A 26,218-nucleotide genomic window follows, 5' to 3' on the forward strand; every position below is an offset into this window, starting at 1 on the left:
GGGCACAAGGACGCATCTGCAACAGGTCCGGGGAAAGCGGGAGCGTCAGCCCGCCAGGCGGGTCAGCGCGGTCTCCAGCAACCCGTAGCCGGTCCGCCGGAAGTCATAGGCAAGGCCAAGCCGTTCGGCCGCTGCGCGCGCCCGCGCCTCGATGGCCGGATCGGGTGCCTGCTCCAGGTAGAGCAGCCGCGTGTAGTTGCTGAAATAGGCATCGCGCAGCTCGGGATGATCGTCGAGGCCGAGCGGACGAACCACAAGCGTTTCGAAATGCCGGGCAAGGAAGTCGGTGAGGTAGAAGGTGCCGGGCGCGGCTTCGGCTTCCTGGTCGAAGATGTCGAGGCCGGCGAAAAAGGCGTAGCAATGCGCCCCCTCGATACGCTCGACGCCTTCCTCGGCGATCACCTTGTCGAGCAGGCCGCCGGTGCCGCAATCGCCGTATCCCACAAGGATGCGGCGATAGGCGGGGCGCGCGGTGTGGATTGCCCGGCGCACGGCCTCGGGGATCTTCTCCGGGCGGTTGTGGAGCTGCGCCGGCAGGCATTGCAACTCCACATGCGAGAGCCCGTTGGCGCGGGTGATGGCGAGGATCTCGTTGGCCAGTGCACCGCAGGCGATGACCAGCACCTTCTCGCGGGCAAGCGACGCATCCGCGAGGGATGCGTCGGCGATCCGGTCTGCCTGCTCGCCCGAAAGCATGTCCTTTATCCCGCGCGTGCCGCCAGCTGGTTGTGCCGGCGGGCGATCAGTTCCTTGGCGAGTTCCACGGTCACGGCAGCATCGCGCCCGTAGGCGTCGGCGCCGACCGCCATGGCGAATTCCTCGTTGAGCGGCGCACCGCCGACCATGACGATGTAATCGTCGCGAATGCCCTTCTCGATCATCGTGTCGATGACGACCTTCATGTAGGGCATGGTCGTGGTCAAAAGGGCGGACATGCCGAGGATGTCCGGCTTGTGCTCCTCGATGGCGGCCAGGTAGTTCTCCACCGGATTGTTGATGCCGATGTCGATCACCTCGAACCCGGCGCCTTCCATCATCATCGAGACGAGGTTCTTGCCGATGTCGTGGATGTCGCCCTTGACCGTTCCGATGACCATTTTGCCGACCTTCGGCGCGCCGGTCTCGGCCAGCAGCGGCCGCAGGATGCCCATGCCCGCCTTCATGGCGTTGGCCGACATCAGCACTTCGGGGACGAACAGGATGCCGTCGCGGAAATCGACGCCGACGATGCGCATGCCCTCGACAAGGGCTTCCGTGAGGATCGCGTAGGGCGTCCAGCCGCGCTCCAGCAGGATGTTGACACTCTCGACGATCTCGTCCTTGAGACCGTCATAGAGATCGTCATGCATTTGCTCGACGAGATCCTCGTCCGACAGCGACCTGAGATCGAGATCGTCTTCCTGCGACATCCGGCGCTCCACTTGCGCGAGGGAAAGGCTCCATGCCCTATTGGGCCGGTGCTCCAAGTACACTGGTTTGTGCCGCCTCCCGTCGATATCTCCAATGCGACATGCGGAGTCGCGGGAGCGACAGGCGCGCCGTGACGGGTGCCGATACAGGCGTGACAGACAGGAACGGAACCGGCGATGGCCTTCGACTTCATCTTCATGCTGACCGAGGACGACAGCACGGTCCCCGACGCCCGGGCGCGGCTGGAGGAGGTGCTGGCCGGCGGCGCCCGCCATATCGGCTTCAAGGATGTCGGCCTGCCGTTCGACGAGCTGAAAGCGCTGGCGCATGATATCCGCTCGGCCGGCGGACGGGTCTATCTGGAGGTGGTGAGCCTCGATGCCGAGAGCGAACTGCGTTCGGCGCGCGCGGCCATCGGGCTGGAGGTCGACTGTCTGCTCGGCGGCACGCGGGCGGCCGACGTGGCGCCGATGCTGAAGGCCCATCCGATCCGCTACTATCCGTTTCCCGGCGAGATCGTCGGTCATCCGAGCGTTCTTGCCGGATCGGTCGAGACGATCACGCAAAGCGCCCGCGCGCTCACCGAGCTGGAAAGCGTGCACGGCCTCGACCTGCTCGCCTATCGCTTCGCCGGCAACGTGCCGGAGCTGATGCGCAGCGTGTGTGCCGCCTGCGACAAGCCGGTGATCATGGCCGGCAGCATCGACCGGGCGGAGCGGATCGCCCAGGTGGCGGAGGCGGGCGCCGCGGGCTTCACCGTTGGCACGGCGGCACTCAAGGGACAGTTCGCCACCACCGAGGAGGGGCTAGGGGCCCAGGTGCGGGCCATCCTGTCGCTGACGCTCGCCGCCCGGCGCATGTCGACCGCGCCGCGCCGCATCGCGCTGGTCGCCCACAACGCCCGCAAGTCGCACCTGCGCGCCTGGGTGGCCCGCCATGCCGACATCCTGCGCCGGCAGAAGCTGATCTCGACGGGGGGCACCGGCGCCATGCTTCTCGACGCCGTGCCGGGCCTTGCCATCCAGCGGCTGCAGCGCGGCTCCCATGGCGGCGACCAGCAGCTCGGCGCACTGATCGCCACGGGCGAACTCGACGCGGTGATCTTCTTCGCCGATCCGCATGGCCACCACGCCAGCGATGTCGACCTGATGGCGCTGACCCGGCTGGCCATCCTGCACGACACGCCGATCGCCTGTTCGCCGGCCGCCGCCGATCTCGTCGTTTCCGCCAGTCTCGGCAGGTGAGGGAAATACGCTCTCCCGTCATGCCGGACGGCTTGCAGCGCGGCTACGCGGCCCGTTCCTGCCACCTGCTCCGCTGTCATGCCTGCGAAGGCAGGCATCCAGTATCCGCTGAAGGTGGTTGTTGTGCACTGGCCTGAACCGTCGGCCTCGGCGGATACTGGTTCCCGGTCTCCGGCTGTGCCGGAACCGGGATGACACCCCTGTGAGGGCGGCGCCTGGCAAGGCGCCGTGGGCGGCTATGGGAGCCCGTGAAACAGGTCGCGCCAGTCTTGGTTGTGCTCCTCGACAAGTCTCGTCTTCCAGGCCCGCTTCCAGCGTTTGATCCGCTTTTCGCGCGCTATGGCAGCTTCGATATCGGTGTGATGCTCGAAATACACGAGGCGGGTGACCCGGTGGCGGCTTGTGAAGGACGCTGCCACCTTGTCACGATGCTCGGAAACGCGGCGAGCAAGATCATTGGTGACGCCCGTATAGAGCGTGCCGCCAACGCCGCTGGCCAGAATGTAGACGTAGAAGTCATAGCCACGCATCCCTCACGACCTCGCGGCGGGCCTTTCCTGCGACATCAGCCGGCTGGCGACCGCGTCGGGAAGGGCGTCGTCGGCATAGGTGAACGTGCCCGACGTTTTGACCTCCTCCGCCGCGCGCATCAGGGCGCCGAGCGCGGCCCGCGCGAACGAGCCCCCGACGCTGATGCGCTTCACGCCGGCTGCCGCCAGCTCGGCGACGGAATAGCTCTTGCCCCTCAAGCCCATCACCACGTTGACCGGCTTGTCCACGGCATCGCAAACGGTCCGGATCGCCTCGATATCGGGAAGGCCGGGGGCGTAGAGGACATCGGCGCCTGCTTGCGAAAAGGCCTGAAGCCGGCGGATCGTGTCGTCGAGGTCAGGCCGCCCCCACAAGTGATTCTCGGCCCTTGCCGTCAGCACGAACGGCAGGTCGCGGGCAGCCTCCGCCGCCGCCTGGACGCGCTCGACCGCAAGGGCGAACGTGTGGATCGGTGCATCCGCATCGCCCGTCGCATCCTCGATCGAACCGCCGACAAGGCCGGTCTCGCAGGCCATGCGGATCGTCTCGGCGCAGGCCTCCGGTGCCGTCCCGAAACCGTCCTCCAGATCGGCGGAAACGGGAAGCTCCGTCGCGGCGACGATCTCGGCGGCGTTCCCGAGAACCTCCTCCCGGGCAAGGCCGGCAAAGGAATCCCGCTTACCCCTTGAGAAGGCGAACCCGGCGCTTGTCGTGGCAAGCGCCTCGAAGCCAAGGCTGGCCAGAAGACGGGCCGATCCGGCATCCCACGGGTTGGGAATGACGAAGGCGCCATCCGTCTCGTGCAGCGCCTTCAGCCGCGTGAATTTCTCCTGCTGCCCGGCCATGGCCTTCTCCTCCCGGTTGCGACGCGAGGGAGTATAGCCGAAAGGAACAAAAAGGGAACTTTCCGATTTCGGAAAGAGCGGGACGTGCCGGTTCGGGCGCTCTTTTTCTAGAACAGCCCCTCGATATGCCCGTTGTCGTCGAGGCGGATGTGGTTGGCCGAAGGCACCCTGGGCAGGCCCGGCATGGTCATGATCTCTCCGCAGATGGCGACAACGAAGCCGGCGCCGGCGGAAAGCCGTACCTCGCGCACCGGCACCGCGTGGCCCTCCGGCGCGCCGCGAAGGCTCGGGTCGGTGGAGAAGGAATACTGCGTCTTTGCCATGCACACCGGCAGGTGGCCGAACCCGTCCGCCTCCCACTTGGCCAGCTGGTCGCGCACCGACTTGTCGGCGACGACCTCGCCGGCCCGGTAGATCTTCCGGGCAACCGTCTCGATCTTGTCGAAGAGCGGCAGCGCATCGTCATAGAGCGGCGCGAAACGGGCGGTGTCCGCCTCGACGAGCTCGACCACCTTTTCCGCCAGCTTCTCCGTGCCGGCCGACCCGTCCGCCCAGTGCCGGCAAAGCACTGCCGTAACGCCCTGTTCGGCCGCATAGGCCTGGACCGCGGCCACTTCCGCATCCGTGTCGGAGACGAAGTGGTTGATCGCCACGACGACCGGCACGCCGAACAGGCTCAGGTTCTCGATATGGCGGCCGAGATTGACGCAGCCGCGCGTCAGCGCCGCAACATCTTCCCGGCCGAGCGCGTCCTTGCCGATGCCGCCATTCATCTTCAGCGCCCGGATGGTGGCGACGATGACGACGGCGGAAGGGGAAAGGCCGGCCTTGCGGCACTTGATGTCGAAGAACTTCTCCGCCCCGAGATCGGCGCCGAAGCCGGCCTCGGTGACCACGTAGTCGGCGAGCTTGAGCGCCGTCTTCGTGGCGATCACCGAGTTGCAGCCATGGGCGATGTTGGCGAAGGGGCCGCCATGGATGAAGGCGGGATTGTTTTCCAGCGTCTGCACCAGGTTCGGCTGCATCGCCTCCTTCAGGAGGACGGTCATCGCGCCGTCGGCCTCCAGGTCGCGCGCCGTCACGGCGGTGCGGTCGCGGCGATAGCCGATGATGATGTTGCCGAGCCGCGCCTGCAGGTCGGCGAGGTCGCGCGCCAGGCACAGGATCGCCATGATCTCCGAGGCGACGGTGATGTCGAAGCCGGATTCGCGCGGAAACCCGTTGGCAACGCCGCCGAGCGACGAGACGATCTGGCGCAGCGCCCGGTCGTTCATGTCCATGACGCGGCGCCAGGTGATGCGGCGCTGGTCGATCGCGAGCGCGTTGCCCCAGTAGATGTGGTTGTCGATCAGCGCGGAGAGAAGGTTGTGCGCCGAGGTGATCGCGTGGAAGTCGCCGGTGAAGTGGAGGTTGATGTCCTCCATCGGCACCACCTGCGCATAACCGCCGCCGGCCGCGCCCCCCTTCATGCCGAAACAGGGGCCGAGCGAGGGCTCGCGCAGGCAGATGGCCGCCTTCTTGCCGATCCGGTTGAGCCCGTCGCCGAGCCCGACGGTCGTCGTCGTCTTGCCTTCGCCGGCCGGTGTCGGATTGATCGCGGTGACGAGCACCAGCTTGCCGTCCGGGCGGTCGGACAGCGTGGAGATGAAGTCGGAGCGGACCTTGGCCTTGGTCGAGCCGTAATTCTCCAGGGCTTCCGGCGGGATGCCGAGCCTGGCGCCGATCTCGGAGATCGGCTTCATGCGTGCCGCGCGGGCGATTTCGATGTCACTGGCCATAGTGTCTGTGGTCCTCCCGGAACGGATCGCCACCCTTGCCGGGCGATCTTCTATCGTTCGATTGAAAAAACCGATCCTAGCGGGGCTGGATGAGCGGAATTGTTTGCGATCCGACACGCGGCCGTCGCGCAATCGCCCTTTTCAGGCGCTTGAGGGAAAAGGTCAGGCCTCTCCGGTCGCAATCGGAGTGTCGTCGCGACCGCCCCATTCGGTCCAGGAGCCGTCATAGACGGGCGCCTTGTCGTGGCCGGTGACGGCCAGCGCCAGCGACAGGATCGCGGCGGTAACGCCGGAGCCGCAGGTGGTGATGACCGGGCGCGAGCGGTCGAGGCCGGCCGCGTCGAAGGCGCTTGCAAGCTCGTCCGCCGGCTTCATCACGCCATCGGCGAGAAGCTCGGTGAAGGGCAGGTTCAGCGCGCCCGGCATGTGGCCCGAACGCAGGCCGGCGCGCGGTTCCGCGTCGGTGCCGGCGAAGCGGCCGCGCGAGCGCGCGTCGAGCACCTGGGCGCCGCTCGTCAGGGCCTGCGCCACCTTGTCGAGATCGGCGACGAGGCCGTTGTTGAGCCTTGCGGTGAAATGGCGCTCGCCGCGCGGGGTCGGCGGCATGTCCTCGACCGGGTGGCCCTCCGCCCGCCATTTCGGCAGGCCGCCGTCGAGGACGAACACCTGCTCGACGCCCATGGCGCGGAACATCCACCACACCCGGGCGGCGGAATAAAGCCCGACCCCGTCATAGACGACGATGGTCTGGCCGTCGCCGATGCCGAGCTTGCGCATCATCGCGGAGAAAACATGCGCCGGCGGCAGCATGTGCGGCAAGTCGCTCGCCGTGTCGCTGATCGCGTTGACATCGAAGAAGATGGCGCCGGGAATGTGCCCCTCGCCATATTCCGGCGTTGCATCGGGCTTGCCGACCGGCGGCAACCAGGCGTTGACGACGACAATGTCGGGGGAGGCGAGCTTCTCGGCCAGCCACTGTGTCGAAACGAGAGGGGAAAGCGCCATGGATCTGCCTCTTGTGGGAACGGTCGGGCCGGCCTGAAGTAATGTGTCAGTCGGCCAGCTTGATGCGGACACGGCGGTTCTGCCTGCCCTTTTTCTCGATCTTGGTGACGTCGAGCGGCCCGATCTCGGACGTCTGGCCGACATGGGTGCCGCCGCAGGGCTGCAGGTCGACATCGCCGATGCGGATCAGGCGCACCCGGCCCGAGCCCATTGGCGGCTTGACGCTCATGGTCTTGACCATTTCCGGCTTGGCCAGTAGCTCCTCGTCGGTGATCCAGTCGGATGTGACGGCATGGTCGGCACCGGCGATCTCGTTGACCTTCGCCGCGATCTCGTCCTTGTCGAGGGCAGCTTCGGGAATGTCGAAGTCGAGCCGGCCCTCGCCCTCGCCGATCTGCCCGCCGGTGACGGGATAGGGCAGCACGACGGACAAGAGGTGCAGTGCGGTGTGCACGCGCATCAGCCGGTAGCGCCGCTCCCAGTCCAGATGCAGAACCACGGTGTCGCCGACGGCCGGCAGGGCGGAGCCTTCCGCCGGCACATGGACGATCTGGCTGCGGTCCTCGCCATAGACGGTGGTGGCGATCTCGATCTGCTGCCCGTCGGCGAGCTCGATCCGGCCGTTGTCGCCGGGTTGGCCGCCGCCGGTCGCATAGAAGATCGTCCGGTCCGTGACCACGCCGCCGCGCTCGGTGAGGGCGGTTACCCGCGCTTCGCAGCTGCGCAGATAGGCGTCGTCGCGAAAGAGCAGATCCGTCATGGGGCATCCTCGATGATTCAGGCGGGACCGCCACCCTATCCGATCGGCAAGGGCAATCAACTGCCGCAAGGCCCTGCGAAAACTGACGCCACGTTATAGAATCGGAGAGAACAGCCGTGCCGCCTGGGCGATGAAGCGGAAGGCGAAGGAGCGCACCGCAAGGTCCTGCGGCGTCGTCGCGCGGCTCTGGCCGAAGTCGCGGGTCAGCATCTCGGCAACCTTGCCGATCGTGCGCTCATGCGTGAACCACAAGGTGATCTCGAAATTGATGCGGAACGAGCGGGCGTCGAAATTGACCGTGCCGATGCCGGCCAGTTGGTCGTCGACGAGAATGACCTTCTGGTGCAGGAAGCCGGCCGTGTAACGATAGATCTTGATGCCGTGGTCGACCATGTCGTCGGCATGGGCGTAGCTGGCCAGCCAGACCAGCCGGTGGTCGGCCTTCTCGGGGAGCAGGATGCGCACGTCGACGCCGCGCATGGCGGCGGCCAGCAGCGCCGTCTGCATCGCCGCTTCCGGCACGAAGTAGGGGCTGACGATCCACAGCCGCTCGCGGGCCCGCGAAATGGCCTCGGAAAAGGCGATCCCGCAATCCTCGAACGTGTCCGCCGGTCCCGTCGGCATCACCAGCACCGGTTCGTCTCCTGGCTGCGGGATCGGCACTGGCAGGAAGGGGCGGATCGGCGTTCCCGTCGCCCAGTGCCAGTCCTCGCAGAAGGACAGCGCGCAGGCGATGGCCGAGGGCCCGTCGACACGCACATGCGTGTCGCGCCAGTGGCCGAAATCCGCCGAGAGGCCGATATACTCGTCGCCCACATTGTGGCCGCCGACCCAGGCGCTCTGTCCGTCGACGACGACGATCTTGCGATGGTTGCGGTAGTTGAGGCGCATTGGCCCCGTCACCCGCAGCCATTTGTGCCGCTGGTTGAAGCCGGCCACCCTGACGCCGGCCTCGCGCAACCTTCGGCGATAGCTGCGCGGCAGGCTCTTGCTGCCGACATCGTCGTAAAGCAGGTGCACGGTGACGCCGGCGTGCGCGCGCTCGATCAAGGCATCGGCGAAGCGCTGGCCCAGCCCGTCGTCGCGGATGATGAAAAACTGCACCAGCACCTCGCGGCGGGCGGCGGCGATGCCGGCGAGAATGGACTCGAACGTGTCGGGGCCGTCGATCAGCAGCTCGACATTGTTGCCCGCGAGGAACGGGATCTGTGCGATCCGGGTGAGCACCGGCCAACTCGTACTGGTCTTGGCATCGGCCAGCCGCAACTCGCCGGCCCGCGCGGCACGTGTCGCCCGGCCTGCATAGGCGCGCACCTCGCCATAGTCCTCGAAGCGTTTCCAGCCAAAGACGAGGTAGAGGAAGGCGGTCGGGAACGGCAGGAACAGAAGCGACAGCAGCCAGGCGATCGAGCCTTGCGCGGTGCGCGAGTTCAGCACTTCCCGCACGGCGCAGACGGCCGCCAGCGCGTAAAGCGCCAGTGTGAAGGCCGCGATGATCGGCAGGTTGGCGACGAAGGCTTCGGCGAGGTCGACGTCACGCAGCATGAACGGGTCAGACCGCTTCTTCGAACGGTGCCGTGATGCCGCTGGACCGCTCCAGCCAGGCCGGGACCGGCAGGTTCTTGGAGCGCAGGAAATCCGGGTTGAACAGCTTCGACTGGTAGCGGGTGCCGTAGTCGCACAGGATCGTCACGATCGTGTGGCCCGGTCCCATCTCGCGGGCCATGCGGATCGCGCCTGCCACGTTGACGCCGGTGGAGGCGCCCATGCACAGGCCCTCGTGCTCGAGCAGGTCGAAGACGACCGGAAGCGCTTCCTCGTCGGGGATCTGGAACGGCATGTCGACCGGCGCGCCCTCGAGATTGGCGGTGATGCGGCCCTGGCCGATGCCCTCGGAAATGGACGAGCCCTCCGCTTTCAGCTCGCCATGGACATAGTGGTTGAAGAGCGCGGCTCCCATCGGGTCGGCGAGGCCGATCCTGATGTCCTTGTTGAACCCCTTCAGCGCCATGCCGACGCCGGCCAGGGTTCCGCCGGAGCCGACGGCGCAGATGAATCCGTCGACCTTGCCGTCCGTCTGGCGCCAGATCTCCGGGCCCGTCGTCTCGACATGCGCCTGCCGGTTGGCGACATTGTCGAACTGGTTGGCCCAGATCGCGCCGTTCGGCTCGCTCGCCGCCATGCGCTCGGCGAGGCGCCCGGAGAGCTTCACGTAATTGTTGGGGTTCTTGTAGGGGACGGCGGGAACCTCGACCAGCTCGGCGCCGGCCAGCCGCAGCATGTCCTTCTTTTCCTGGCTCTGGGTCTCCGGGATGACGATCACGGAGCGGTAGCCGAGCGCGTTGCCGACCAGCGCCAGGCCGATGCCGGTATTGCCCGCCGTACCCTCGACGATGACCCCGCCGGGCCGAAGCGCGCCGCGTGCCTCCGCGTCACGGATGATGAAGAGCGCCGCCCGATCCTTGACCGACTGGCCGGGATTCATGAACTCGGCCTTGCCGTAGATATCGCAGCCGGTCAGCTCCGATGCGCGGTTGAGGCGGATGAGCGGCGTGTTGCCGATCGCGTCGATCACGGAGGTCTTGATGTCCATCGGTCGTCTCTGGTCCGTTCGAAGGGGGAGCCGGGTTCCCGGTCCGCGATGGTCCGGCATACCCTGCAAGGCTGGCCGAAAGGGTAGGTGGCGGGAGGGGGGGCTTCAAGCGATCCCGTGCCATTTGTAAGGCCGTCGTTGATAATCCTTTCGGCCCTGTTCTGCAAAGTTGATCGATAAATCACCAAAGTGGACATAGGCTTGGAATATGATGTTTTCGCTGATCCGCGACGCTCCGTCCATCGTAGCATGATACGGGAAAGCCAAATACCGCGCCGCTGCAAGGCCGTTTGCGGAATTGGCGCGAGCCTCATTGTCGGCTAATACGGGCCCGGCACTCAGCCGTACCCGCAAGGGTCGCGTGCCGTGACGAAGGTTGAAACGGAATGGACGAGAGACAGGAACAGTTCGATGCGTTGCTGGCCGGATACGTAGCGGGAACGCTTGCCGAGCCTGCCCGCCTGCTCGTGCGCTCCCATCTTGACCTGTCGCCCGTCAATCGCGGTTTTGTCCGCGATCTGGAGGCGACTTGCGGGTCCATGCTCGAGGGCGTAGCGCCGATGCCGCTCGACAACCGGGATGCGATGCTGGCGGCGATCTTCGACACGCCGCTCGGCGAACGCATTGCCGCTCCGCCCGTGCCGCCGCGTGGCACCCGCCTGCCGGCGGCGCTTGCCGATTTTATCGGCAAGGACATCGCCGACCTTCCGTGGAAGACGAAGCTGCCGGGCCTGCGCGAATACAAGGTCGCGGAAATGGACGGCTGCACGGCGAGCCTCTTGTGGATCCGCGCCGGAATGGCAATGCCGACCCACACCCATCACGGCACCGAGTTGACGCTCGTTGTCGAGGGCGGCTTCAGCGATGGCGAGGGTCACTATGTACGCGGCGACGTCGCCTATGCCGACGACGATGTCGATCATCGTCCGGTCGCCGACGAGGGCGAGGACTGCATCTGCTTTGCCGTGACCGAAGGCAGCCTGCGCCTGACCGGCCCGATCGGTCGCTTCTTCGCGCCGTTCCTGCGCGGCTGAGATTTCCGCCCGCCAAAGCTCCTTGTTTCCCGCCTTGTGGCGATCCGCTTCCGTTGCAGCCCGTAGAACGGGTATGAAACGACAGGAGCGATCATGAGCGAAGCTGACGCATCCCTCCACGCCGCACGCCCCGGAGACGGCATCGCCTGGATCACCGGCGCCAGTTCCGGCATCGGCGAGACGCTGGCGGAAAGGCTCGCCGCGCTGGGCTGGAAGGTTGCGGTGACGGCGCGCTCGGCCGGGCCTCTCGAAGCGTTGCGCGCGCGCGCGGCAGACGGACCCGGCGAGATCCTGGTCATGCCCGGTGACGTCACCGACGCCGCGCGCATGGCGGAGATCGTCGCCGAACTCGAGGCGGAGCGCGGTCCGGTCGCCCTCGCCATCCTCAATGCCGGCGTCTATCTGCCGGTCGACGGCACCGCGCCGGATCTCGCCGCCTTCCATGCCTCCTTCGACGTCAACCTGAAGGGCACGGCCAATGCGCTGGTGCCGCTGGTCGCTGCCATGAAGCCGCGTCGCCGGGGCCAGATCGCGCTCGTCGCCTCCGTCGCCGGCTACAGCGGGTTGCCGACCTCCGCCGCCTATGGCGCGACCAAGGCCGGGCTGATCAATCTCGCCGAGGCGATGAAGTTCGACCTCGACCGCCTCGGCATCCTCCTCCAGGTGGTCTCTCCCGGTTTCGTCGACACGCCGGCGACGAAGGACAATCCCTTTCCCATGCCGCATCTGATGCCGGTCGGGGAGGCGGCCGACGCGCTGATCGACGGCCTTGCGGGAACCGCCTTCGAGATCACCTTCCCGAAACGCTTCACGCGCCAGCTGAAATTCCTGAGGCTGTTGCCCTACCGGCTCTATTTCCCGCTGATGGCGCGCACGACCGGATGGTCGCGCAAGCCCCGCCCAAAGGACTGATCAACGTCTGGCCGGCGGCTGCTCAGCCGGTCTGGCGGGCAAGCCGTGCGGTGAGTTCCGCATGTTCCTTCGCCCCGAGCGGAAAGTTCCACATCAACGCGATGGCCGTCAGCTTCAGCGTCACCGGCACGACCGCATAGAGCGCCACCAGGGCGCCGATGCCGATTGTGTCGGCCGCTGCGGGGTCGAAACCTGCAAGCTCCAGCAGCGGGAAGGCAAGCCCGACGGCCAGCGCCAGCGACAGTTTCGTGGCAAGCCCCCAGAGCGCGAAGTAAAGCCCCGAACGCCGCGTGCCTGTCGCCATCCGGTCGACATCGATGACATCGGCCTGGATGGCCGAGGGCAGGGCGAGATCCGCCCCGAGCGCCAGTCCCGTCAGCACGCAGATCACGGCAAAACCGGCAAGGTCTCCGGACCCCAGCAGTGGCACCAGTGCGAAGACGGCGCAAGCGCCAAGCATTGCCACGCACCAGGCGCGGTGCTTGCCGATCCGGCGGGAGACGGCAAGCCACAGCGGCACGCCGGCGACGCCGCACAGGAAATAGAGGAACAGGAACGGGCCCTGCATCTGGGGCGCGGCGAGCGCCCTTGCGACGAAGAACAGGAACAGCGTCGCCGGCAGCCCGTTGGCAAAGCCGTTGAGGACGAAGGCGGCGAGAAGCCGCACGAACGGGCGATTGCGCGCCACCTGCCGGAGCCCGTCCGCCAGTGGCGGCAGTGCGGCGCCCGTGTAGCGCGGCTCCGGCAGGCGCCAGACCGCGACGAGCGTCAGGACGGGAAGGGCGACCACGATGATCAGCGCCAGCACCTTGAGGGCCGTTGCCTGGCCCGGTGCGCCGAGCGCCTCGGCGATGGCGGGCACGGAGACGGCAATCAGCGTGCCGACAAGCACCATCCCCTCGCGCGCGCCGGCGATGCGGCTGCGGCCGTGATAATCGTCGGACAGTTCCGCCCCCCAGGCGGTATAGGGAATGATCGAGGCGGTGTAGCCGAGCGACAGGGCAAGACCCCAGAACAAGAGATAGCCGCCTCCGGCGCCCTCGGGCGGGGTGAGGATCATGTAGGCGGCAAGCGCCGCCGGCAGGCAGGCGGCGAGGAACCAGCCGCGCCGGCGCCCGAGCGGCGGCCGGTAGCGGTCGGCAAGAAGGCCGATCAGCGGATCGGACACCGCATCCGCCAGCCGGACCGCGAGCAGGATGGTTCCCACCACGGCCAGCGGCAGGCCGATGCTCTCGGCATAGAATGTCGGCAGGATCACGTAGAGCGGCAGCGTCAGCGCCGCCAGCGGCAGGGCAGGACCCGCATAGGCGGCGAGGCTCGCGCGCGTCAGTCCCGCGCGCATCAGTCCCGCTCCTGCCGCCACCCGTCAGGACGCCTTCACGTAGATCATCTGGCGGACGTCGATGTTGCCCGACCGGAAACCGGCCTCGCAGTAGTGGAAATAGAACTCCCACAGCCGCTTGAACCGGTCGTCGAAGCCGAGCGGGCTGATGCGCGGCCAGGCCGCCCGGAACCTCTGCCGCCATTCCTCCAGGGTGCGCGCGTAGTCGTGCCCGAAGATCCGTTCGGCGGCGAGCTTGAGCCCCGTCCGCTCGCCCAGGTCGGCAAGCACGCCCGGAGGCGGCAGCATGCCGCCGGGGAACACGTGACGCTGGATGAAGTCAGGCGTGCGGCGATAGTCGTCGAACAGCGTGTCCTGGATGGTGATGATCTGCAGCCCGGCGCGTCCGCCGGCTTTCAGGCAACCGGCCACCTTCTGGAAATAGGTCTGCCAGAACTGTTCGCCGACCGCCTCGAACATCTCGATCGAGGCGACCCGGTCATACTGGCTGGTCTCGTCGCGGTAGTCCTGGAGCTTGACGGTAACCCGGTCGTTGAGGCCGCCGTCCTGCATCCGCTTGCAGGCAAAGTCGTACTGTTCCCGCGAGATGGTCAGCGCGGTGACCCTGGCGCCGATCTCGCCGGCGACATATTCGGCGAACCCGCCCCATCCGCAGCCGATTTCCAGCACGTGGTGGTCCGGGTTGATTCCGGTTTCCTCCGCCAGCGCCCGGTACTTGCGCCGCTGCGCCTGTTCCAGGTCGTTGACGCCGCCGTCATAGAGCGCCGACGAGTAGGTCATCGTCGGGTCGAGCCATTCCTTGTAGAAGGCATTTCCGAGATCGTAATGGGCGGAGATGTTGCGCCGCGATCCGGTCCTGGTGTTGCGGTTCAGCCAGTGGCGGACACGGATCATCATGCGGAACAGCGGGCTGCCGCGCAGCATGTCGGCGGTGGCGTCGCGGTTGCGACAGAACAGTTCCAGGAACGTCGTGACGTCGGAACTTGTCCATTCGCCCATCATGTAGCTTTCGCCGACGCCGACGTCGGAGCCGCTCAAAAGGCGGCGGATGAAGCGCCAGGAAAGGATCTTCACATGGGCGTCGGGGCCGGGTTGCTGGCCCTGGACCAGGAACAGCCGGCCCTCGGGCGTTTCGATCGTGAGCGAGCCGACCTTCAGGTTCAGCGCGACACGCATGCCAAGCCGGGCGAGCCGGGGAAGACCGGCGAGCGCCTGGCGGGCATTTTCGGGAGTGAGTGCAATCGCAGTCGACATGTCAAACCTCGTCACACAGCCGGGGCGCGTCAGACCCTGGGGATCGCAGTGTTGCGCTGTACGGTCCTTGGACGTCGTGACGGCGAGTGGAAGCGGGCCCCTTTCAACCAGAGTTTGGTGGCCTCCCAGTGGATGCCACCGATTATCTTGAGTGTCATGAACGGGATTTTCAAGCAGAGCGAGAGGATGGCCCTGCTTGTCGCCTCCCGCCGCCGTCCGGCGAAGGCGGCCGACAGGAGCGGTCCTTCCGCGTCGCTTTCCAGGATGCGCACGCGCACGGCCTCGCCCGGAGGCAGCACCCGGAAGGCGTATGTCTGGGCCATGTCGATGAAGGGCGAGACGTAGAAGGCCTTGGCCCGCGTCTGGCGAATGCCCTCAGGGCCGAGCTGTCCGTCGCGCACCGGCTCCACATAGGTATGCAGGTCGCCGAACGTGTTGCGCACCTCGTAGATGACGGCGGCCGGATTGTCGTTCCCGTCATAGGCGAAATAGACCGACAGCGGGTTGAAGACATGGCCGAGGATGCGCGGGTAGCACAGCAGCAGCACGCGCGCCGGTGCGGCAACGCCCCGTGCGGCAAGCAGCCTGTCGACATGGGCACGCAGCGAGCTGCCGTCGCGCGGGCCGTGGTCCGCCTCGCGGAAGGACATCAGGTTGAAACGCCCGATGGAAAAGAGCGGCGAGATCCTGCCTGCTTCCGCCAGCCGGTCGATGTCGACAAGCAGGGTGAAGACGGAATAGCTGAACCGGTGGCCGAAGGGCTTCAACCGGGCATGCATCACGGTGCCCGGGTAGAGCTGTGCCGCGGCCGGCGGCGGACCGCCATTGTCGGCCATCGTCGTTGCGGACATCGCGGCTGTGCGGTGCCGGTTGCCGGTCATTCGGCTGCCTCCGCCGTGCGCGCCACGCCATTGTCGTCGAGGCGCCAGGGTATCTCGCTGCCGATCGCCTCCGCCGCGGCGAGGCCGGATGTCAGGCCGTCCTCGTGGAAGCCGTAGCCGCACCAGGCGCCGCAGAACCAGGTGTTGCGCGCGCCCTGGATCTGGCCGAGGGCCTTCTGCGCGGCGATCGCGCCGGCATCGAACTGCGGATGATCGTATTCGAACGTGGCAAAGGTGAGGTCCTCGCGTGGGCGCTCGACCGGATTGAGGCTGATGAACAGCGGCTTGTCGGCGGGCAGGTTCTGCAGCCGGTTCATCCAGTAGCTGACCGAGGCATCGCGATAGGGCGCGCCGGGATCGCTCGAGGCGAGATAGTTCCACGACGCCCAGACGCGTGTCCGGCGCGGCATCAGGGAGCGGTCGCGATGCAGGTAGACCTGGTTGGGCCGGTAGCGGACCGCACCGAGAATGTTGCGCTCCTCGGGGGTCGCATCCGCGAGCATGGCCAGCGTCTGGTCGGTATGGGCGGCCAGCACCACCCGGTCGAAGACATCCTCGTTGCCGTTTGTGTCGACGACATGCACCTGCCCGTCGCGCCGCGTGACGCTGGCGACCGGCGTTGCCAGGCGCACCTTGCCGGCAAGCGGCGACAGCAGCCGCTCGACATAGCTGCGGCTGCCGCCGGACACCGTCCGCCAGACCGGCCGGTCGCGATGCACCAGCCGGTGGTTCTCGAAGAAGGCGATGAAGTTTTCCGCCGGAAAGTCCAGCATGTGGGCGGGCGGGGTCGACCAGATGGCGGCGCCCATCGGCAGCAGGTAGTCGCTGGCGAGCTCCCTCGAGAACCGTCGCCTGGCGAGATAGTCCTGCAGCGACAGGCCGCGGAGCGTGCCCGCGGCGCGGTCCTCGATGCATTGCCGGTTGAAGCGCAGGATCTCCCTGAGCATCCACATGAAGCGCGGCGATACGATGTTGCTGCGCTGGCCGAAGACGGTGTTGAGCGTGTCGCCGGACCATTCCCGCAAGCCCCCGTCGAGCGAGAAGGCGAAGCTCATGTCGCTTGCCTCCGTCGCAACGCCCAGATGCTCGAACAGCGCCGTCAGGTTCGGATAGTTGAGCTCGTTATAGACGATGAAGCCGGTGTCGACGGCCATCTGCGTGCCGTCGTAGTCGATGTCCACGGTGGCGCTGTGGCCTCCGGGCCTTGCACGCTTCTCGTAGAGGGTAACGTCGTGTCTTTCGCTCAGGGCCCAGGCGGCGCTGTTTCCGGCGATACCGGAACCGATCACGGCGATGCGCATTGCGTGTCCTTTGTCTTCTTCAGGCGGCGTTTTTTATGGTCTGGAAGGCGTCGAGGGCACGCTGGCGCGCTGTGCTGTGATCGACTATCGGCCGGGGATAGGTGTCGCCGAGGCGGATGCCTGCCTGCGCGAGGATCTCGCGCGGGGCCTCGTGCGGCTTGAAAAGATACTTTGGCGGTAGACCGGCAAGCTCCGGCACCCAGCGCTTCGTGTAGTCGCCGTCGGGGTCGAATTTCTCTCCCTGTGTGGTCGGGTTGAAGATGCGGAAATAGGGGGCGGCATCGGCGCCGGATCCGGCCACCCATTGCCAGCTGGCGGCGTTGTTGGCCGGGTCGGCATCGACCAGCGTGTCCCAGAACCAGGCTTCTCCCTGCCGCCAGTCGAGCATCAGGTGCTTGATCAGGAAGGAGGCGGCGACCATCCGCACCCGGTTGTGCATGGTGCCGGTATGCCAGAGCTCGCGCATGCCGGCATCGACCAGCGGATAGCCCGTCAGGCCCTTCTGCCAGGCGGCAAGCTGGGTTTCGTCCTCGCGCCAGGGAAAGGCGTCGAAACGCGGCTGGAAATTGGCGGTGCCAAGGTCCGGGAAATGGAACAGCAGGTGGTAGGAGAATTCCCGCCAGCCGAGTTCGGAATGGAACTTCGTCACCTGTCGCTCGCCGATGCTGGAGGAGGGATCGGCGCCGCGATGGGCGACCGCGTGCCAGATCCGGCGCGGCGAGATTTCGCCGAAGCGCAGATGCGGTGACAGCATCGAGGTCGCCCGGCTTGCCGGCTCGTCGCGGCTCGCCGCGTAGCGCTCCAGCCCGTCGTCGAGAAACGTCGCCAGGCGGCGAAGGGCGCCTGCCTCCCCCGGTTCCCATGTTTCCCGCAGGCCGCCGGCCCAGTCGGGCCGGGTCGGCAGGGGAAACAGGCTCGCGGGCGTCTCGCTGTCGGGCAACACCCCGATCCTGCGATGCCCGGCGGGGGGGCTAAGCGGGCTGGGAAACGCGGGCTCGCCCCGCGCCACGAGCGCCCGGAAGAACGGGGAGAAGACGCGGTAGGGCCCGCCGGAGCCGGTCGCCACGTCCCAGGGTTCGGCGAGAAGGGTCGCGCCGAAGCTTTCGGCCACGATCCCCTCCGCCCTGAAGGCGGCTTTCAGCGCCGTGTCGATGGCGATGCCGGCGGGGTCGTAGCGGCGGTTCCACAGGATGTGGCTGGCGCCCGTCTCGGCGACGAGGCCGCGCAGCGTCGCGTCCGCCGCGCCGCGTCGCAGCACCAGCGGGATGCCGGCCTTGGCGAGCGATTCGGACAGGCGCGCCAGCGAATGATGCAACCACCAGCGAGCGGCGCCGCCGGGAGCACGCGGCGCGCCGGGACCCTCTTCGCGCATATAGACCGCGACGACCGGCCGGTCCTGCGACAGCGCGGCGGCAAGCGCCGGGTTGTCGTCGAGCCGCAGATCGTCGCGGAACCACACGAGGATCGGGGCAGGGCGGTCGGTGTTTGGCATTGGTCAGCGGGTTCCGGTCGGTGCAGGCGGGTTTGCCTACTCCTTACGGTCGTTGCGCGTTGATGGATTAGCGGTTTCGGCTTTTGGCCGTGAGCCGTCGACGCGGTGGCGCCGGATGCGAAAAAGCCGCCCCGGAAACAGCGGTTCCGGGGCGGCCTGATCCGGTCGGGATGGGAGGCCGGCGTATGTTGCAGGTGGCGCAGGTGCGGGGAAGCAGTGCCTGGCCCGGCCCGGATTTGCGGCGGCTTGTCCGCCATTTGTTGTGGCGGGCGGGTTTTCGCGGGGAGGGGCCGGCCGCGCGCCCGAAGACGTGCGGCCGCATTTCAGCGCGGGATGATCAGGACGGGACGATCAGGCGCGGAACGGTTCGGTGATCCAGTCCCAGGCCACCATCACGCCATCGGCGGCGGCCGTCAGGCTGGCGACGATGGATGCCCACAGCGCCTGGCCGAAGGTGGCGATGCGCATCATGGTGCTCTGTTCCTCGCGCGGCGACTGCTCGATGAACTCGATCGCCGTCTGCAGCGACGGATCGTCGACGACCCGGCGCGTCACAACGAGGCGGGCATCGGGCGCGACCCGAGACTGGTCCGCCTTGGCGAGTTTGACGCCGCCCGTCTCGGCATCGCCGAGCGCCCGCACGACAACGGCACGGCCGTCCGGCAACAGGTGGGTCTCGTTCTGCGAGACCTCGCTGTCGTAGATGACCTCGCCATGGTCGTCGATCAGTTCGACCCAGACGATCTTGCGTCCGTTGCGCTCGACCTCGCCGACCCAGATCGCATAGGAGCCGTCCTCGTCACTCCCTTGCGGGGTGCCGAGTGTCACGGCCAGGCGATCCTCCGGAATGACGAAGGTTTCCCTGTCGCTCTTCTGCAGGACGGCGTCCGCGCCGCTGACACGGGCCGAGAGCGTTTCGGCGCCGGCGATACCGCCGGACAGTCCGAGCGCAAGTCCCAGCACGACTGCCGTTGCGGCACGTGACTACGACTGCCGTTGCGGCACGTGACTTTATTGCAACGATATTCTTCACATATTCAAACATTCGTCGCCTCCCAAGGCATGACGTCCCCGGTTCTTTGGCCGGTGGGCGCCTGAATGTCGGTAAGCTTAAGATCTGGTGTACGTCACCCAACTATTCTAGGTCCGACGACAAGCATGCTCCCTCAAACATCCTGACGAAACCGTAATATGGATCACAAATGCGAGGGTTCTTTTTATGCAATTTTTTAAAGGAACACCGGATTCCGGGGTTAACGCGATGATATCGCGCGCTTTTCAAACGCGGCAGGAATGCGGCGGAGGCCTGGCGGGAGCGTGGCATTCTTAACATCACGTTTTTGTGAGCAGGGAATAATTCCGTTGCCTGCGTCTTTTTTTCAACGCCATGGAGGCGGATTCAGGTCCGGCCGTCGAAATCCGGCAGGCAGGTGATGCGGCCCGATGGCGCGCGCTCGACCTGCACCGGCACGCCGTAAACGGTGGAAAGCGCGTCGGCGGTCAGCGCCTTCTCCGGAGAGCCCGCGCACAGGATGTTGCCCTCGTGCAACAGCGCGACCCGGGTCCCGATTGCAAATGCATGGTCGGGATCGTGGGTGGAAAGGATGATGGTCAGTCCGCTTTTCGCCAGCGCCGCGATTTCGCGCAGCACGATCGCCTGGTTGCCGAAGTCGAGGCTGGCGGTCGGCTCGTCCATGACAAGGGCCGGGGTCTCCTGGGCGAGCGCCCGGGCGATCAGCACCAGCTGGCGCTGCCCGCCGGAAAGCCGCGTGTAGTCGGCCTGCGCCAGGTCCGCGATGCCGAGCCGCGACAGTGCGGCCCGAGCGACCTCGCGGTCCCGGTCGCCCGGTTGCACGAACAGGCCGAGGCGGGCGGTCCTCCCCATCAGCACGATCTCTTCCGCCGAATAGGCGAACGGGGCCGCATGCGCCTGCGGCACGTAGGCGACGCGGCGCGCCACCTCCACCCGCGAGAGAACCTGCAGCCGGGCATCGCCGATGACGACCTCGCCGCCGCGCGCCGGGATCAGGCCGAGCAGGGTCTTGAACAGTGTCGTCTTGCCGGATCCGTTGGGTCCGAGCAGGCAGAGCACGGAGCCGCTCTCGGCCAGGATCGAAAGGCCGTGGCCGACCGGATGCCCGGGATAGCCCGTGTCCAGGTCGCGCGCCTCTATCCTCATGCCCAGGCCCGCCGTCCGCGCGCGAGCAGCCACAGGAAGAACGGTGCGCCGACGACGGCGGTGAGAATGCCGAGCGGCACCTCGACGGAGGAGATCGTGCGCGCCAGGGTGTCGACGACGAGGAGATAGGCGGCGCCGAGAAGGGCGGCGACCGGCAGCAGCCGGCCGAAGCCCGGACCCACCAGCATGCGCGCGATATGCGGAATGACGAGCCCGACCCAGCCGACGACGCCGGCAATGGCGACGACGCTGGCGGTGACCAGCGTCGCGCAGACGACGACGGCAAGCCGCAGCCGTGCCGCCTCGATGCCGAGGGCGCGTGCCTCCTCGTCGCCGAGCGACAGCACGTTGATGCGCCAGCGCAGCAGCACCAGCGGCACCAGGCCCGCCAGAACCACGGGGGCCGCCGGCCAGATGTCCTCGCCCTTCACCCCGGCGAGCGAGCCGAGCAGCCAGAAGGTGATGGCGGGAAGCTGGTCGTACGGGTCGGCGAGGACCTTCAGCAGCGAGGTCGCCGCTCCCGTCAGGGCGCCGACCACGACCCCGGCCAGCACCAGGATCAGCGTCCGGTCGCCATGGCGGATGGCGGCGGCGACGAAGCCGACGAGCGCCACCGCACCGAGCCCGCCGGCAAAACCCATGAACTGGATCGCGGCGACCGGCAGCGACAGGAAGATGCCGAGCACCGCGCCGAGCCCGGCTCCGGCGGAGACGCCCAGAATGTCAGGCGAGACAAGCGGATTGCGGAACAGCGTCTGGTAGCAGGCGCCGGCGGCGGCGAGGGCGGCGCCGACCAGCAACGCGCCCGCAATGCGCGGCAGGCGGATGGAGACGAGCACGGTGGTGGCAGCGTCGCCCATCTCGCCGCGCCCGAGTGCCGCGTCGAACAGCCGGCCGACCGCCTCGAAAGGGCCGAGCGGAAAGGGGCCGACGAGCAGGGCGCCAAGCGACAGCGCGGCGACGGCCGCCGCCAGCAGCCCGACCGTACCCGTGCCGCGCCGAAACCTGCCCGACGTCAAGGTGCACGCCCGCTCGCCCATTCCAGCAGCCCGTCCAGTTCGCCCTCGGAAAGATCCACATGGTACCAGAGCCGGTAGAAGGCGCGCGCCTCTTCGCGCAGCTTGCCCTGCCAGCGCTCGGGGTAGAACAGCCCGGCCAGCCATTTCAGTCCCATCATCCGGTTGAGCGAGGGTGGTCGGTCGATCCAGCCGAAGGGCGCTGTCGGCGACAGGTAGACGCGTTTTCGTCGCACGGCCTCGATCCCGGCCCACAGGGGATCCGACCAGACGGCACGGTGGAAGTTGCGGTCCCAGGTGATGATCGTGTCGGGATTGGCGAGGATGACCTGTTCCGGCGAGGCGCGCACCAACCCGTATTGACCGGCTGCCTCGGCGACGTTGCGCCCGCCCGCCCGCTCGATGATCTCCGTGTTGATCGAGCCTTTCATGCCGGTCTCCAGCCCGTCCGGGCCGCGGGCGAGATAGACGCGCGGACGGCTCTCCTGCGGCATGTCGGCGAGGATCGCGTCCAGTTCTGCGAAGGTTGCCTCGACATCGCGGGCAAGCATCTCGCCGCGTTCCGCAACGCCGAGCGCCTCGCCGACCAGCCGCAGCGAGTTCGCCGTTTCCCCGAAACGGCCGTTGACCAGGATGTAGGGGATGCCGGTCTGTTCCTGCACCCGGTTGGCGAGATCGACATAGGTGTCGCGCACCGAACCGAAATCGATGATCAGGTCGGGCTTGAGCGCCAGCACCCGCTCCAGGTTGGCCTCGCCGCCGCGCCCGGTCAGCCGGCCGGTTTCCGGCAGGTCGCGATAGGCGGCCGCGATATAGGGGCGTTCCTCGTCGCGCAGCGCGCGCGGCCAGCCGAGCAGGGCGTCGGGCTTCAGCGCATAAACGAGGATGGAGGCCGGCGGCCCGGCGGCGAAGACCCGGGTGACCGTGTCGGGAAGCTCGACGCTGCGCCCGGCGGAATCGACGATTGTCCGGGCATCGCTGGTTGTCGCGTCGAGGGTCAGATACGCGATTGCGACAAGAACGGCGATCGCATGAAGGAGACGCTGCATCGGGAGGCTCCCGCCGGCAAGGATGAAACTTCGCTCTGTCGGGACCTGTCCCTCAGTGCGTGAAACCAGGCGCGTCGAAACCGTGATAGACGAGAATGGCCTGCCCCTTCGGCGACAGGATGTGGAGGGCCAGGGCGAAAGCGTCCGGCGATGCGCCGTTCATGACCGTCAGCCCGTAGTCTGCACCAACGGCAAGCGGTTCGGGAACCTGGACGATCGACAATGTCGACACTTCCCGCTTCGCGAGCAGGGCATTGGTGCAATAGGTAAGGAAAATGTCGGCTCGCTTGTTCTCCATGATCCAGCCGTACTTGTTCCGGCCCTCGGGAGCCGCTTCGCTGTCCCGGCCGCCCGTCAGTTTCAGGGCCTTGGCCTTGAGCCGGGCCGTCGCGCCGGGCGACATTGCTTCGGCCTTGTCGAACAGTTCGAACGCATAGTCGCCGGAGGGGTCGTCTTTCGGCGTCGATGTGCCGACGCGGATATCGTCGCGCAGTATCGTCTCGAGCAGGGTCGAGCTGTTGACCTTGATCTTCGGCTGGACCAGCGCGCAGAGCCGGTTGCGGGCGAAAAGAACCACCGGCAACGCTTTGCCGGTTGATGCCAGTGTCGTCGGGTGTGTCATGTTGGCCGATGCGAAAACCTCGGCCGCCTCGCCGCGCTCGATCCGCTCTCGCAGCAATCCGGACGGTCCGAAATTGCGTTCGACGCGGATTTCGGTTCGCGCCTCATAGGCGTCGGCGATCTCGCTCATGGCAGCCTTCAGACTGCTGGCAGCATGCAGTTTGACAGTGGTCTCAGCCATGGCCTGAAAGGCTGCCAGCGATATTGCACCGACAATCGCCACAGCCAGAGCATGTCTGGACATGTGTTTGCCTCCCTGAAAAAGTCTGAATGAACATGACTGCCCTCGAAACCCGGTGCGGATATCCGCACCGGGTGAGTTACAAACTCTGCTCCTGGAACAAGTTCAAGACAAGCGGATATCGATTGTCAGTATGAACCTGTATAAAAATGCGGAGTCATGAGCCAATACCCGACTTTTCCCGAGGCGGGCCTGCTTTAGCTGCCGCTCGGGGCGGCGTTCGGGAAGAACAGCTGCTGGCCGTCGATCTTGTAGTCGGCGATGACCTGCTGGCCGTCCTTGGAAACCACCCAGTCGACGAACTGCTCGCCGAGATCGGCCTTGACGTTCGGGTGCTTGTCCTTGCTGACCAGGATGATGCCGTACTGGTTGAACATCTTGTCGTCGCCCTCGACGGCCACCTTGTACGCGCCCTTGTTGCCGAAGGAGATCCAGGTGGCCCGGTCGGTCATGACATAGGCGCCCATGCCGGTGCCGGTGTTGAGCGTCGCGCCCATGCCGGAGCCCGTCTCCCGGTACCAGCCGCCCGAGGCGCCCTTGACGTCGATGCCGGCTGCCTTCCAAAGCCGCAGCTCCGCCTTGTGCGTGCCGCTGTCGTCGCCGCGCGAGGCGAAGGGCGCGCCGGCTTTCGCGATCTTCTGGAGCGCATCGGTGACGTCGTTGGAGCCGGCGACACCGGCCGGATCGGACGGCGGGCCGACGATGACGAAGTCGTTGTACATGACGTCGAAGCGCTTCACGCCGTTGCCGTCGGCGACGAACTTCTCCTCCGCCGGCTTGGCGTGGACGAAGAGGACGTCGCCGTCGCCATTGGCCGCGTTCTTGATCGCCTGGCCGGTGCCCACCGCCACGACGCGCACCTCGATGCCGGTCTTCTCGGTGAATTTCGGCAGCATGAACTCGAACAGGCCCGAATTCTGCGTCGAGGTCGTCGACTGGACGACGATGAACTTCTCTTCCGCCTTGAGCGGCGCGACCAGGCCGGCCGTGATCAGGCCGGCGGCTGCGATTGTCAGGAACTGACGTCGGAACATGTGCATTCTCCCTCGATTTTACGTTTCAGGTCGTCATGCCGGGCTCGCCCAGATAGAGGCGTCCCTCGAGCCAGGCCCTGGCCGCGTCCGACGCCGGAGCATCGAGCAGCTTGCGGGCCGGGCCGGTTTCGGCAACGCGGCCGCCATGCAGGAACACCAGATCGTCGCCCAGGCGCCGGGCCTGGCCGAGATCGTGGGTCACCATGACGATGGTGACGCCGCGTTGATGGGCGTCGTCCACGAGGCGCTCGATGGCCTGTGTCGAGGCCGGATCGAGGCTCGCCGTCGGTTCGTCGAGAAACAGAAGCTCCGGGTCGCAGGCGAGCGCGCGCACCAGCGCCAGCCGCTGCTGCTCGCCGCCCGAAAGCACGCGTGCCGGTCGCCGTGCCAGGTCGCCGAGGCGGGCCTGCTCCAGCGCCTCGGCGATGCGCCGGCCGCGCTCGGCACCACGCAGGCCGCGCACGCCGAGCGCGAAGGAAAGGTTGGCGAAAACAGATCGGCGCAGCATCACCGGTCGCTGGAAGACCATGGCCTGGGCGCGTCGCGCCGCCTTGTCGAGCGGCCGGCCGCGCCAGCGCACGCTGCCCGAGGTGGGCGAGACGAGCCCGTGCAGCACCCGCAGCAACAGGCTCTTTCCGGCACCGTTCGCTCCCATGACCAGGGTTCTCCGGCCGGGGCGGATGTCGATGTCGATCGCATCGAGAAGCCGCCGCCCGCCGATCTCCAGCGTCAGCCCGCGCCCGCTGAGCAGGGGGTCGGCAAGGGGCGGACGCAAGGCGTCCGGGACGTCTGTCAGCGGTTCGCTCAAGGTCTGCAGCGCTTCACGCATAGGCGGACCTCACGGCCGAGGCGCGCAGGCCCATGACGGCGGCATTGACCATGACGGCGATGACCAGCAGCACGACGCCGAGCGCCAGCGCCAGCTCCAGGTTGCCCTTCGAGGTCTCCAGCGCGATCGTCGTCGTCATAACGCGGGTGACGTGGTTGATGTTGCCGCCGACGATGATCACGGCGCCGACTTCGGCGACGGCGCGTCCGAATCCGGCGAGCGCCACGGTCAGCAGGCTGTAGCGGGCGTCCCACAGCAGCGCGGTCATCCGTTCCAGCGGACCGACGCCGAGCGAGCGGAACTGCTCTGAATACTCGGTGTCGAGATCCTCGATCACCTGCCGCGTCAGGGCCGCCACGATCGGGGTCACCAGGATGGTCTGCGCGATGACCATCGCGGTCGGCGTGTAGAGAAGCTGCAAGGGCCCGAGCGGGCCGGCATTGGACAGCGCCAGATAGACGACAAGGCCGACGACAACCGGCGGCAGGCCCATCAGCGAGTTGAGCAGGATGGTGACGAGGGTGCGGCCGGGAAACCGGAAGGCACCGACGGCTGCGCCGAGCGGCAGGCCGATCAGACAGGCAATGACCACCGCGCTCAGCGTCACCTTCAGCGACAATGCGATGATCTCGATCAGATCCGCATCGCCGGCGAAAATCAGGCCGATGGCCTCCGCCAATATGGACGTGAAGTCCTTCATTTGCGCGTTCGCTCCCTCTGGAGGGAAGGAATACACAAAAACATCGCAAAATCTACCACCCAGCGGACCGGTCGGCCTTGTTTTGCAAACCTATTCACCAGAGAGGCATTGCGGTTTCCTGCGTTTTTCGCGAGAGTCTTGTTCCAGATGGATCAAGTGCTTCTCTG

General features: G+C 66.9%; 25 protein-coding genes. 3 read left to right on the forward strand and 22 right to left on the reverse strand.

Annotated elements, in window-relative coordinates; translation table 11 throughout:
- Window positions 1-45: 45 nt before the first annotated feature.
- Window positions 46-696 carry a DUF1638 domain-containing protein gene (locus tag ACQY46_RS12295; protein ID WP_428696330.1) on the reverse strand — a complete coding sequence of 217 codons (651 nt, stop codon included), beginning with the start codon at window positions 694-696 and terminating at the stop codon, window positions 46-48.
- A 5-nt stretch (window positions 697-701) separates the two neighbouring features.
- Entirely contained in the window at window positions 702-1,409 is a 708-nt protein-coding gene (locus tag ACQY46_RS12300) for a corrinoid protein (protein ID WP_428696331.1), read from the reverse strand.
- A gap of 177 nt (window positions 1,410-1,586) precedes the next feature.
- Here ACQY46_RS12300 and ACQY46_RS12305 point away from each other — a divergent pair, with 177 nt between their 5' ends.
- Window positions 1,587-2,654 carry a methylglyoxal synthase gene (locus tag ACQY46_RS12305; RefSeq protein WP_428696332.1) on the forward strand — a complete coding sequence of 356 codons (1,068 nt, stop codon included), beginning with the start codon at window positions 1,587-1,589 and terminating at the stop codon, window positions 2,652-2,654.
- A gap of 236 nt (window positions 2,655-2,890) precedes the next feature.
- Here the strand turns inward: ACQY46_RS12305 and ACQY46_RS12310 are convergent, their stop codons facing one another.
- The 7 genes from ACQY46_RS12310 to ACQY46_RS12340 all read right to left on the reverse strand — a co-directional run bounded on the left by ACQY46_RS12310 (window position 2,891) and on the right by ACQY46_RS12340 (window position 10,166).
- Window positions 2,891-3,184: a GIY-YIG nuclease family protein gene (locus ACQY46_RS12310; protein WP_428696333.1), complete on the reverse strand. Its 294-nt coding sequence runs from the start codon at window positions 3,182-3,184 to the stop codon at window positions 2,891-2,893.
- 3 nt (window positions 3,185-3,187) lie between these two features.
- Entirely contained in the window at window positions 3,188-4,030 is an 843-nt protein-coding gene (locus ACQY46_RS12315; protein WP_428696334.1) for an isocitrate lyase/PEP mutase family protein, read from the reverse strand.
- 107 nt (window positions 4,031-4,137) lie between these two features.
- The gene (locus ACQY46_RS12320) at window positions 4,138-5,808 is read right to left on the reverse strand and encodes a formate--tetrahydrofolate ligase (protein WP_428696335.1); all 1,671 of its coding nucleotides are present in this window, start codon (window positions 5,806-5,808) and stop codon (window positions 4,138-4,140) included.
- A 162-nt stretch (window positions 5,809-5,970) separates the two neighbouring features.
- A complete protein-coding gene (gene sseA, locus ACQY46_RS12325) occupies window positions 5,971-6,813 on the reverse strand; it encodes a 3-mercaptopyruvate sulfurtransferase (protein ID WP_428696336.1) in 843 nt (280 codons plus the stop codon).
- 46 nt (window positions 6,814-6,859) lie between these two features.
- Window positions 6,860-7,573 (reverse strand): alanyl-tRNA editing protein, encoded by a 714-nt coding sequence (locus ACQY46_RS12330; RefSeq protein ID WP_428696337.1) that lies wholly within the window; start codon window positions 7,571-7,573, stop codon window positions 6,860-6,862.
- A 93-nt stretch (window positions 7,574-7,666) separates the two neighbouring features.
- Window positions 7,667-9,118 (reverse strand): cardiolipin synthase, encoded by a 1,452-nt coding sequence (gene cls, locus ACQY46_RS12335; RefSeq protein WP_428696338.1) that lies wholly within the window; start codon window positions 9,116-9,118, stop codon window positions 7,667-7,669.
- 7 nt (window positions 9,119-9,125) lie between these two features.
- The gene (locus tag ACQY46_RS12340; protein WP_428696339.1) at window positions 9,126-10,166 is read right to left on the reverse strand and encodes a cysteine synthase A; all 1,041 of its coding nucleotides are present in this window, start codon (window positions 10,164-10,166) and stop codon (window positions 9,126-9,128) included.
- 386 nt (window positions 10,167-10,552) lie between these two features.
- Between ACQY46_RS12340 and ACQY46_RS12345 the strand changes: the two genes are divergently transcribed.
- Together ACQY46_RS12345 and ACQY46_RS12350 are read left to right on the forward strand one after the other, a co-directional pair.
- A complete protein-coding gene (locus ACQY46_RS12345) occupies window positions 10,553-11,200 on the forward strand; it encodes a ChrR family anti-sigma-E factor (RefSeq protein WP_428696340.1) in 648 nt (215 codons plus the stop codon).
- Between the two features lie 93 nt (window positions 11,201-11,293).
- Entirely contained in the window at window positions 11,294-12,112 is an 819-nt protein-coding gene (locus tag ACQY46_RS12350) for an SDR family NAD(P)-dependent oxidoreductase (protein ID WP_428696341.1), read from the forward strand.
- Between the two features lie 22 nt (window positions 12,113-12,134).
- Here the strand turns inward: ACQY46_RS12350 and ACQY46_RS12355 are convergent, their stop codons facing one another.
- The 13 genes from ACQY46_RS12355 to ACQY46_RS12415 all read right to left on the reverse strand — a co-directional run bounded on the left by ACQY46_RS12355 (window position 12,135) and on the right by ACQY46_RS12415 (window position 26,051).
- Window positions 12,135-13,454, reverse strand: coding sequence for an MFS transporter (locus ACQY46_RS12355; RefSeq protein ID WP_428696342.1), 1,320 nt, complete (start codon window positions 13,452-13,454; stop codon window positions 12,135-12,137).
- A gap of 24 nt (window positions 13,455-13,478) precedes the next feature.
- Complete coding sequence (locus ACQY46_RS12360; RefSeq protein ID WP_428696343.1) at window positions 13,479-14,708, reverse strand: class I SAM-dependent methyltransferase; 1,230 nt, start codon at window positions 14,706-14,708, stop codon at window positions 13,479-13,481.
- Window positions 14,709-14,737: 29 nt separating this feature from the next.
- A complete protein-coding gene (locus ACQY46_RS12365; protein ID WP_428696344.1) occupies window positions 14,738-15,589 on the reverse strand; it encodes a DUF1365 domain-containing protein in 852 nt (283 codons plus the stop codon).
- The gene (locus ACQY46_RS12370; RefSeq protein ID WP_428696345.1) at window positions 15,586-16,890 is read right to left on the reverse strand and encodes an NAD(P)/FAD-dependent oxidoreductase; all 1,305 of its coding nucleotides are present in this window, start codon (window positions 16,888-16,890) and stop codon (window positions 15,586-15,588) included. The genes ACQY46_RS12365 and ACQY46_RS12370 overlap by 4 nt, the downstream gene beginning before the upstream one ends.
- A gap of 19 nt (window positions 16,891-16,909) precedes the next feature.
- The gene (locus ACQY46_RS12375; protein ID WP_428696346.1) at window positions 16,910-18,382 is read right to left on the reverse strand and encodes a cryptochrome/photolyase family protein; all 1,473 of its coding nucleotides are present in this window, start codon (window positions 18,380-18,382) and stop codon (window positions 16,910-16,912) included.
- Between the two features lie 351 nt (window positions 18,383-18,733).
- Complete coding sequence (locus tag ACQY46_RS12380) at window positions 18,734-19,345, reverse strand: hypothetical protein (protein WP_428696347.1); 612 nt, start codon at window positions 19,343-19,345, stop codon at window positions 18,734-18,736.
- Between the two features lie 436 nt (window positions 19,346-19,781).
- On the reverse strand, window positions 19,782-20,561 hold the full coding sequence (locus ACQY46_RS12385) for an ABC transporter ATP-binding protein (protein ID WP_428696348.1): 780 nt from the start codon (window positions 20,559-20,561) through the stop codon (window positions 19,782-19,784).
- Window positions 20,558-21,601, reverse strand: coding sequence for a FecCD family ABC transporter permease (locus tag ACQY46_RS12390; RefSeq protein ID WP_428696349.1), 1,044 nt, complete (start codon window positions 21,599-21,601; stop codon window positions 20,558-20,560). Before ACQY46_RS12390 ends, ACQY46_RS12385 begins: the two co-directional genes overlap by 4 nt.
- Complete coding sequence (locus ACQY46_RS12395; RefSeq protein ID WP_428696350.1) at window positions 21,577-22,626, reverse strand: iron ABC transporter substrate-binding protein; 1,050 nt, start codon at window positions 22,624-22,626, stop codon at window positions 21,577-21,579. The genes ACQY46_RS12390 and ACQY46_RS12395 overlap by 25 nt, the downstream gene beginning before the upstream one ends.
- A gap of 52 nt (window positions 22,627-22,678) precedes the next feature.
- Entirely contained in the window at window positions 22,679-23,491 is an 813-nt protein-coding gene (locus ACQY46_RS12400) for a molybdate ABC transporter substrate-binding protein (protein ID WP_428696351.1), read from the reverse strand.
- A gap of 194 nt (window positions 23,492-23,685) precedes the next feature.
- Window positions 23,686-24,522, reverse strand: a complete 837-nt coding sequence (locus tag ACQY46_RS12405) for a substrate-binding domain-containing protein (protein WP_428696352.1) — start codon at window positions 24,520-24,522, stop codon at window positions 23,686-23,688.
- 25 nt (window positions 24,523-24,547) lie between these two features.
- Window positions 24,548-25,351, reverse strand: a complete 804-nt coding sequence (locus ACQY46_RS12410) for a phosphate ABC transporter ATP-binding protein (protein ID WP_428696353.1) — start codon at window positions 25,349-25,351, stop codon at window positions 24,548-24,550.
- Entirely contained in the window at window positions 25,344-26,051 is a 708-nt protein-coding gene (locus tag ACQY46_RS12415; protein ID WP_428696354.1) for an ABC transporter permease, read from the reverse strand. Before ACQY46_RS12415 ends, ACQY46_RS12410 begins: the two co-directional genes overlap by 8 nt.
- Window positions 26,052-26,218 lie beyond the last annotated feature (167 nt).

This window comes from Stappia sp., assembly GCF_965276915.1.
Taxonomy (GTDB): Bacteria; Pseudomonadota; Alphaproteobacteria; order Rhizobiales; family Stappiaceae; genus Stappia.

Excerpts from the sequence above, each read along its gene's own strand:
- ACQY46_RS12410 (WP_428696353.1), bottom strand. The coding sequence starts at position 25,351 with ATGCGTGAAGCGCTGCAGACCTTGAGCGAACCGCTGACAGACGTCCCG.
- cls (WP_428696338.1), bottom strand. The coding sequence starts at position 9,118 with ATGCTGCGTGACGTCGACCTCGCCGAAGCCTTCGTCGCCAACCTGCCG.
- sseA (WP_428696336.1), bottom strand. The coding sequence starts at position 6,813 with ATGGCGCTTTCCCCTCTCGTTTCGACACAGTGGCTGGCCGAGAAGCTC.
- ACQY46_RS12295 (WP_428696330.1), bottom strand. The coding sequence starts at position 696 with ATGCTTTCGGGCGAGCAGGCAGACCGGATCGCCGACGCATCCCTCGCG.
- ACQY46_RS12330 (WP_428696337.1), bottom strand. The coding sequence starts at position 7,573 with ATGACGGATCTGCTCTTTCGCGACGACGCCTATCTGCGCAGCTGCGAA.
- ACQY46_RS12345 (WP_428696340.1), top strand. The coding sequence starts at position 10,553 with ATGGACGAGAGACAGGAACAGTTCGATGCGTTGCTGGCCGGATACGTA.
- ACQY46_RS12300 (WP_428696331.1), bottom strand. The coding sequence starts at position 1,409 with ATGTCGCAGGAAGACGATCTCGATCTCAGGTCGCTGTCGGACGAGGAT.
- ACQY46_RS12305 (WP_428696332.1), top strand. The coding sequence starts at position 1,587 with ATGGCCTTCGACTTCATCTTCATGCTGACCGAGGACGACAGCACGGTC.
- ACQY46_RS12405 (WP_428696352.1), bottom strand. The coding sequence starts at position 24,522 with ATGTTCCGACGTCAGTTCCTGACAATCGCAGCCGCCGGCCTGATCACG.
- ACQY46_RS12350 (WP_428696341.1), top strand. The coding sequence starts at position 11,294 with ATGAGCGAAGCTGACGCATCCCTCCACGCCGCACGCCCCGGAGACGGC.
- ACQY46_RS12395 (WP_428696350.1), bottom strand. The coding sequence starts at position 22,626 with ATGCAGCGTCTCCTTCATGCGATCGCCGTTCTTGTCGCAATCGCGTAT.
- ACQY46_RS12355 (WP_428696342.1), bottom strand. The coding sequence starts at position 13,454 with ATGCGCGCGGGACTGACGCGCGCGAGCCTCGCCGCCTATGCGGGTCCT.
- ACQY46_RS12415 (WP_428696354.1), bottom strand. The coding sequence starts at position 26,051 with ATGAAGGACTTCACGTCCATATTGGCGGAGGCCATCGGCCTGATTTTC.
- ACQY46_RS12360 (WP_428696343.1), bottom strand. The coding sequence starts at position 14,708 with ATGTCGACTGCGATTGCACTCACTCCCGAAAATGCCCGCCAGGCGCTC.
- ACQY46_RS12365 (WP_428696344.1), bottom strand. The coding sequence starts at position 15,589 with ATGACCGGCAACCGGCACCGCACAGCCGCGATGTCCGCAACGACGATG.
- ACQY46_RS12320 (WP_428696335.1), bottom strand. The coding sequence starts at position 5,808 with ATGGCCAGTGACATCGAAATCGCCCGCGCGGCACGCATGAAGCCGATC.
- ACQY46_RS12370 (WP_428696345.1), bottom strand. The coding sequence starts at position 16,890 with ATGCGCATCGCCGTGATCGGTTCCGGTATCGCCGGAAACAGCGCCGCC.
- ACQY46_RS12375 (WP_428696346.1), bottom strand. The coding sequence starts at position 18,382 with ATGCCAAACACCGACCGCCCTGCCCCGATCCTCGTGTGGTTCCGCGAC.
- ACQY46_RS12385 (WP_428696348.1), bottom strand. The coding sequence starts at position 20,561 with ATGAGGATAGAGGCGCGCGACCTGGACACGGGCTATCCCGGGCATCCG.
- ACQY46_RS12390 (WP_428696349.1), bottom strand. The coding sequence starts at position 21,601 with ATGGGCGAGCGGGCGTGCACCTTGACGTCGGGCAGGTTTCGGCGCGGC.
- ACQY46_RS12340 (WP_428696339.1), bottom strand. The coding sequence starts at position 10,166 with ATGGACATCAAGACCTCCGTGATCGACGCGATCGGCAACACGCCGCTC.
- ACQY46_RS12315 (WP_428696334.1), bottom strand. The coding sequence starts at position 4,030 with ATGGCCGGGCAGCAGGAGAAATTCACGCGGCTGAAGGCGCTGCACGAG.
- ACQY46_RS12400 (WP_428696351.1), bottom strand. The coding sequence starts at position 23,491 with ATGTCCAGACATGCTCTGGCTGTGGCGATTGTCGGTGCAATATCGCTG.
- ACQY46_RS12310 (WP_428696333.1), bottom strand. The coding sequence starts at position 3,184 with ATGCGTGGCTATGACTTCTACGTCTACATTCTGGCCAGCGGCGTTGGC.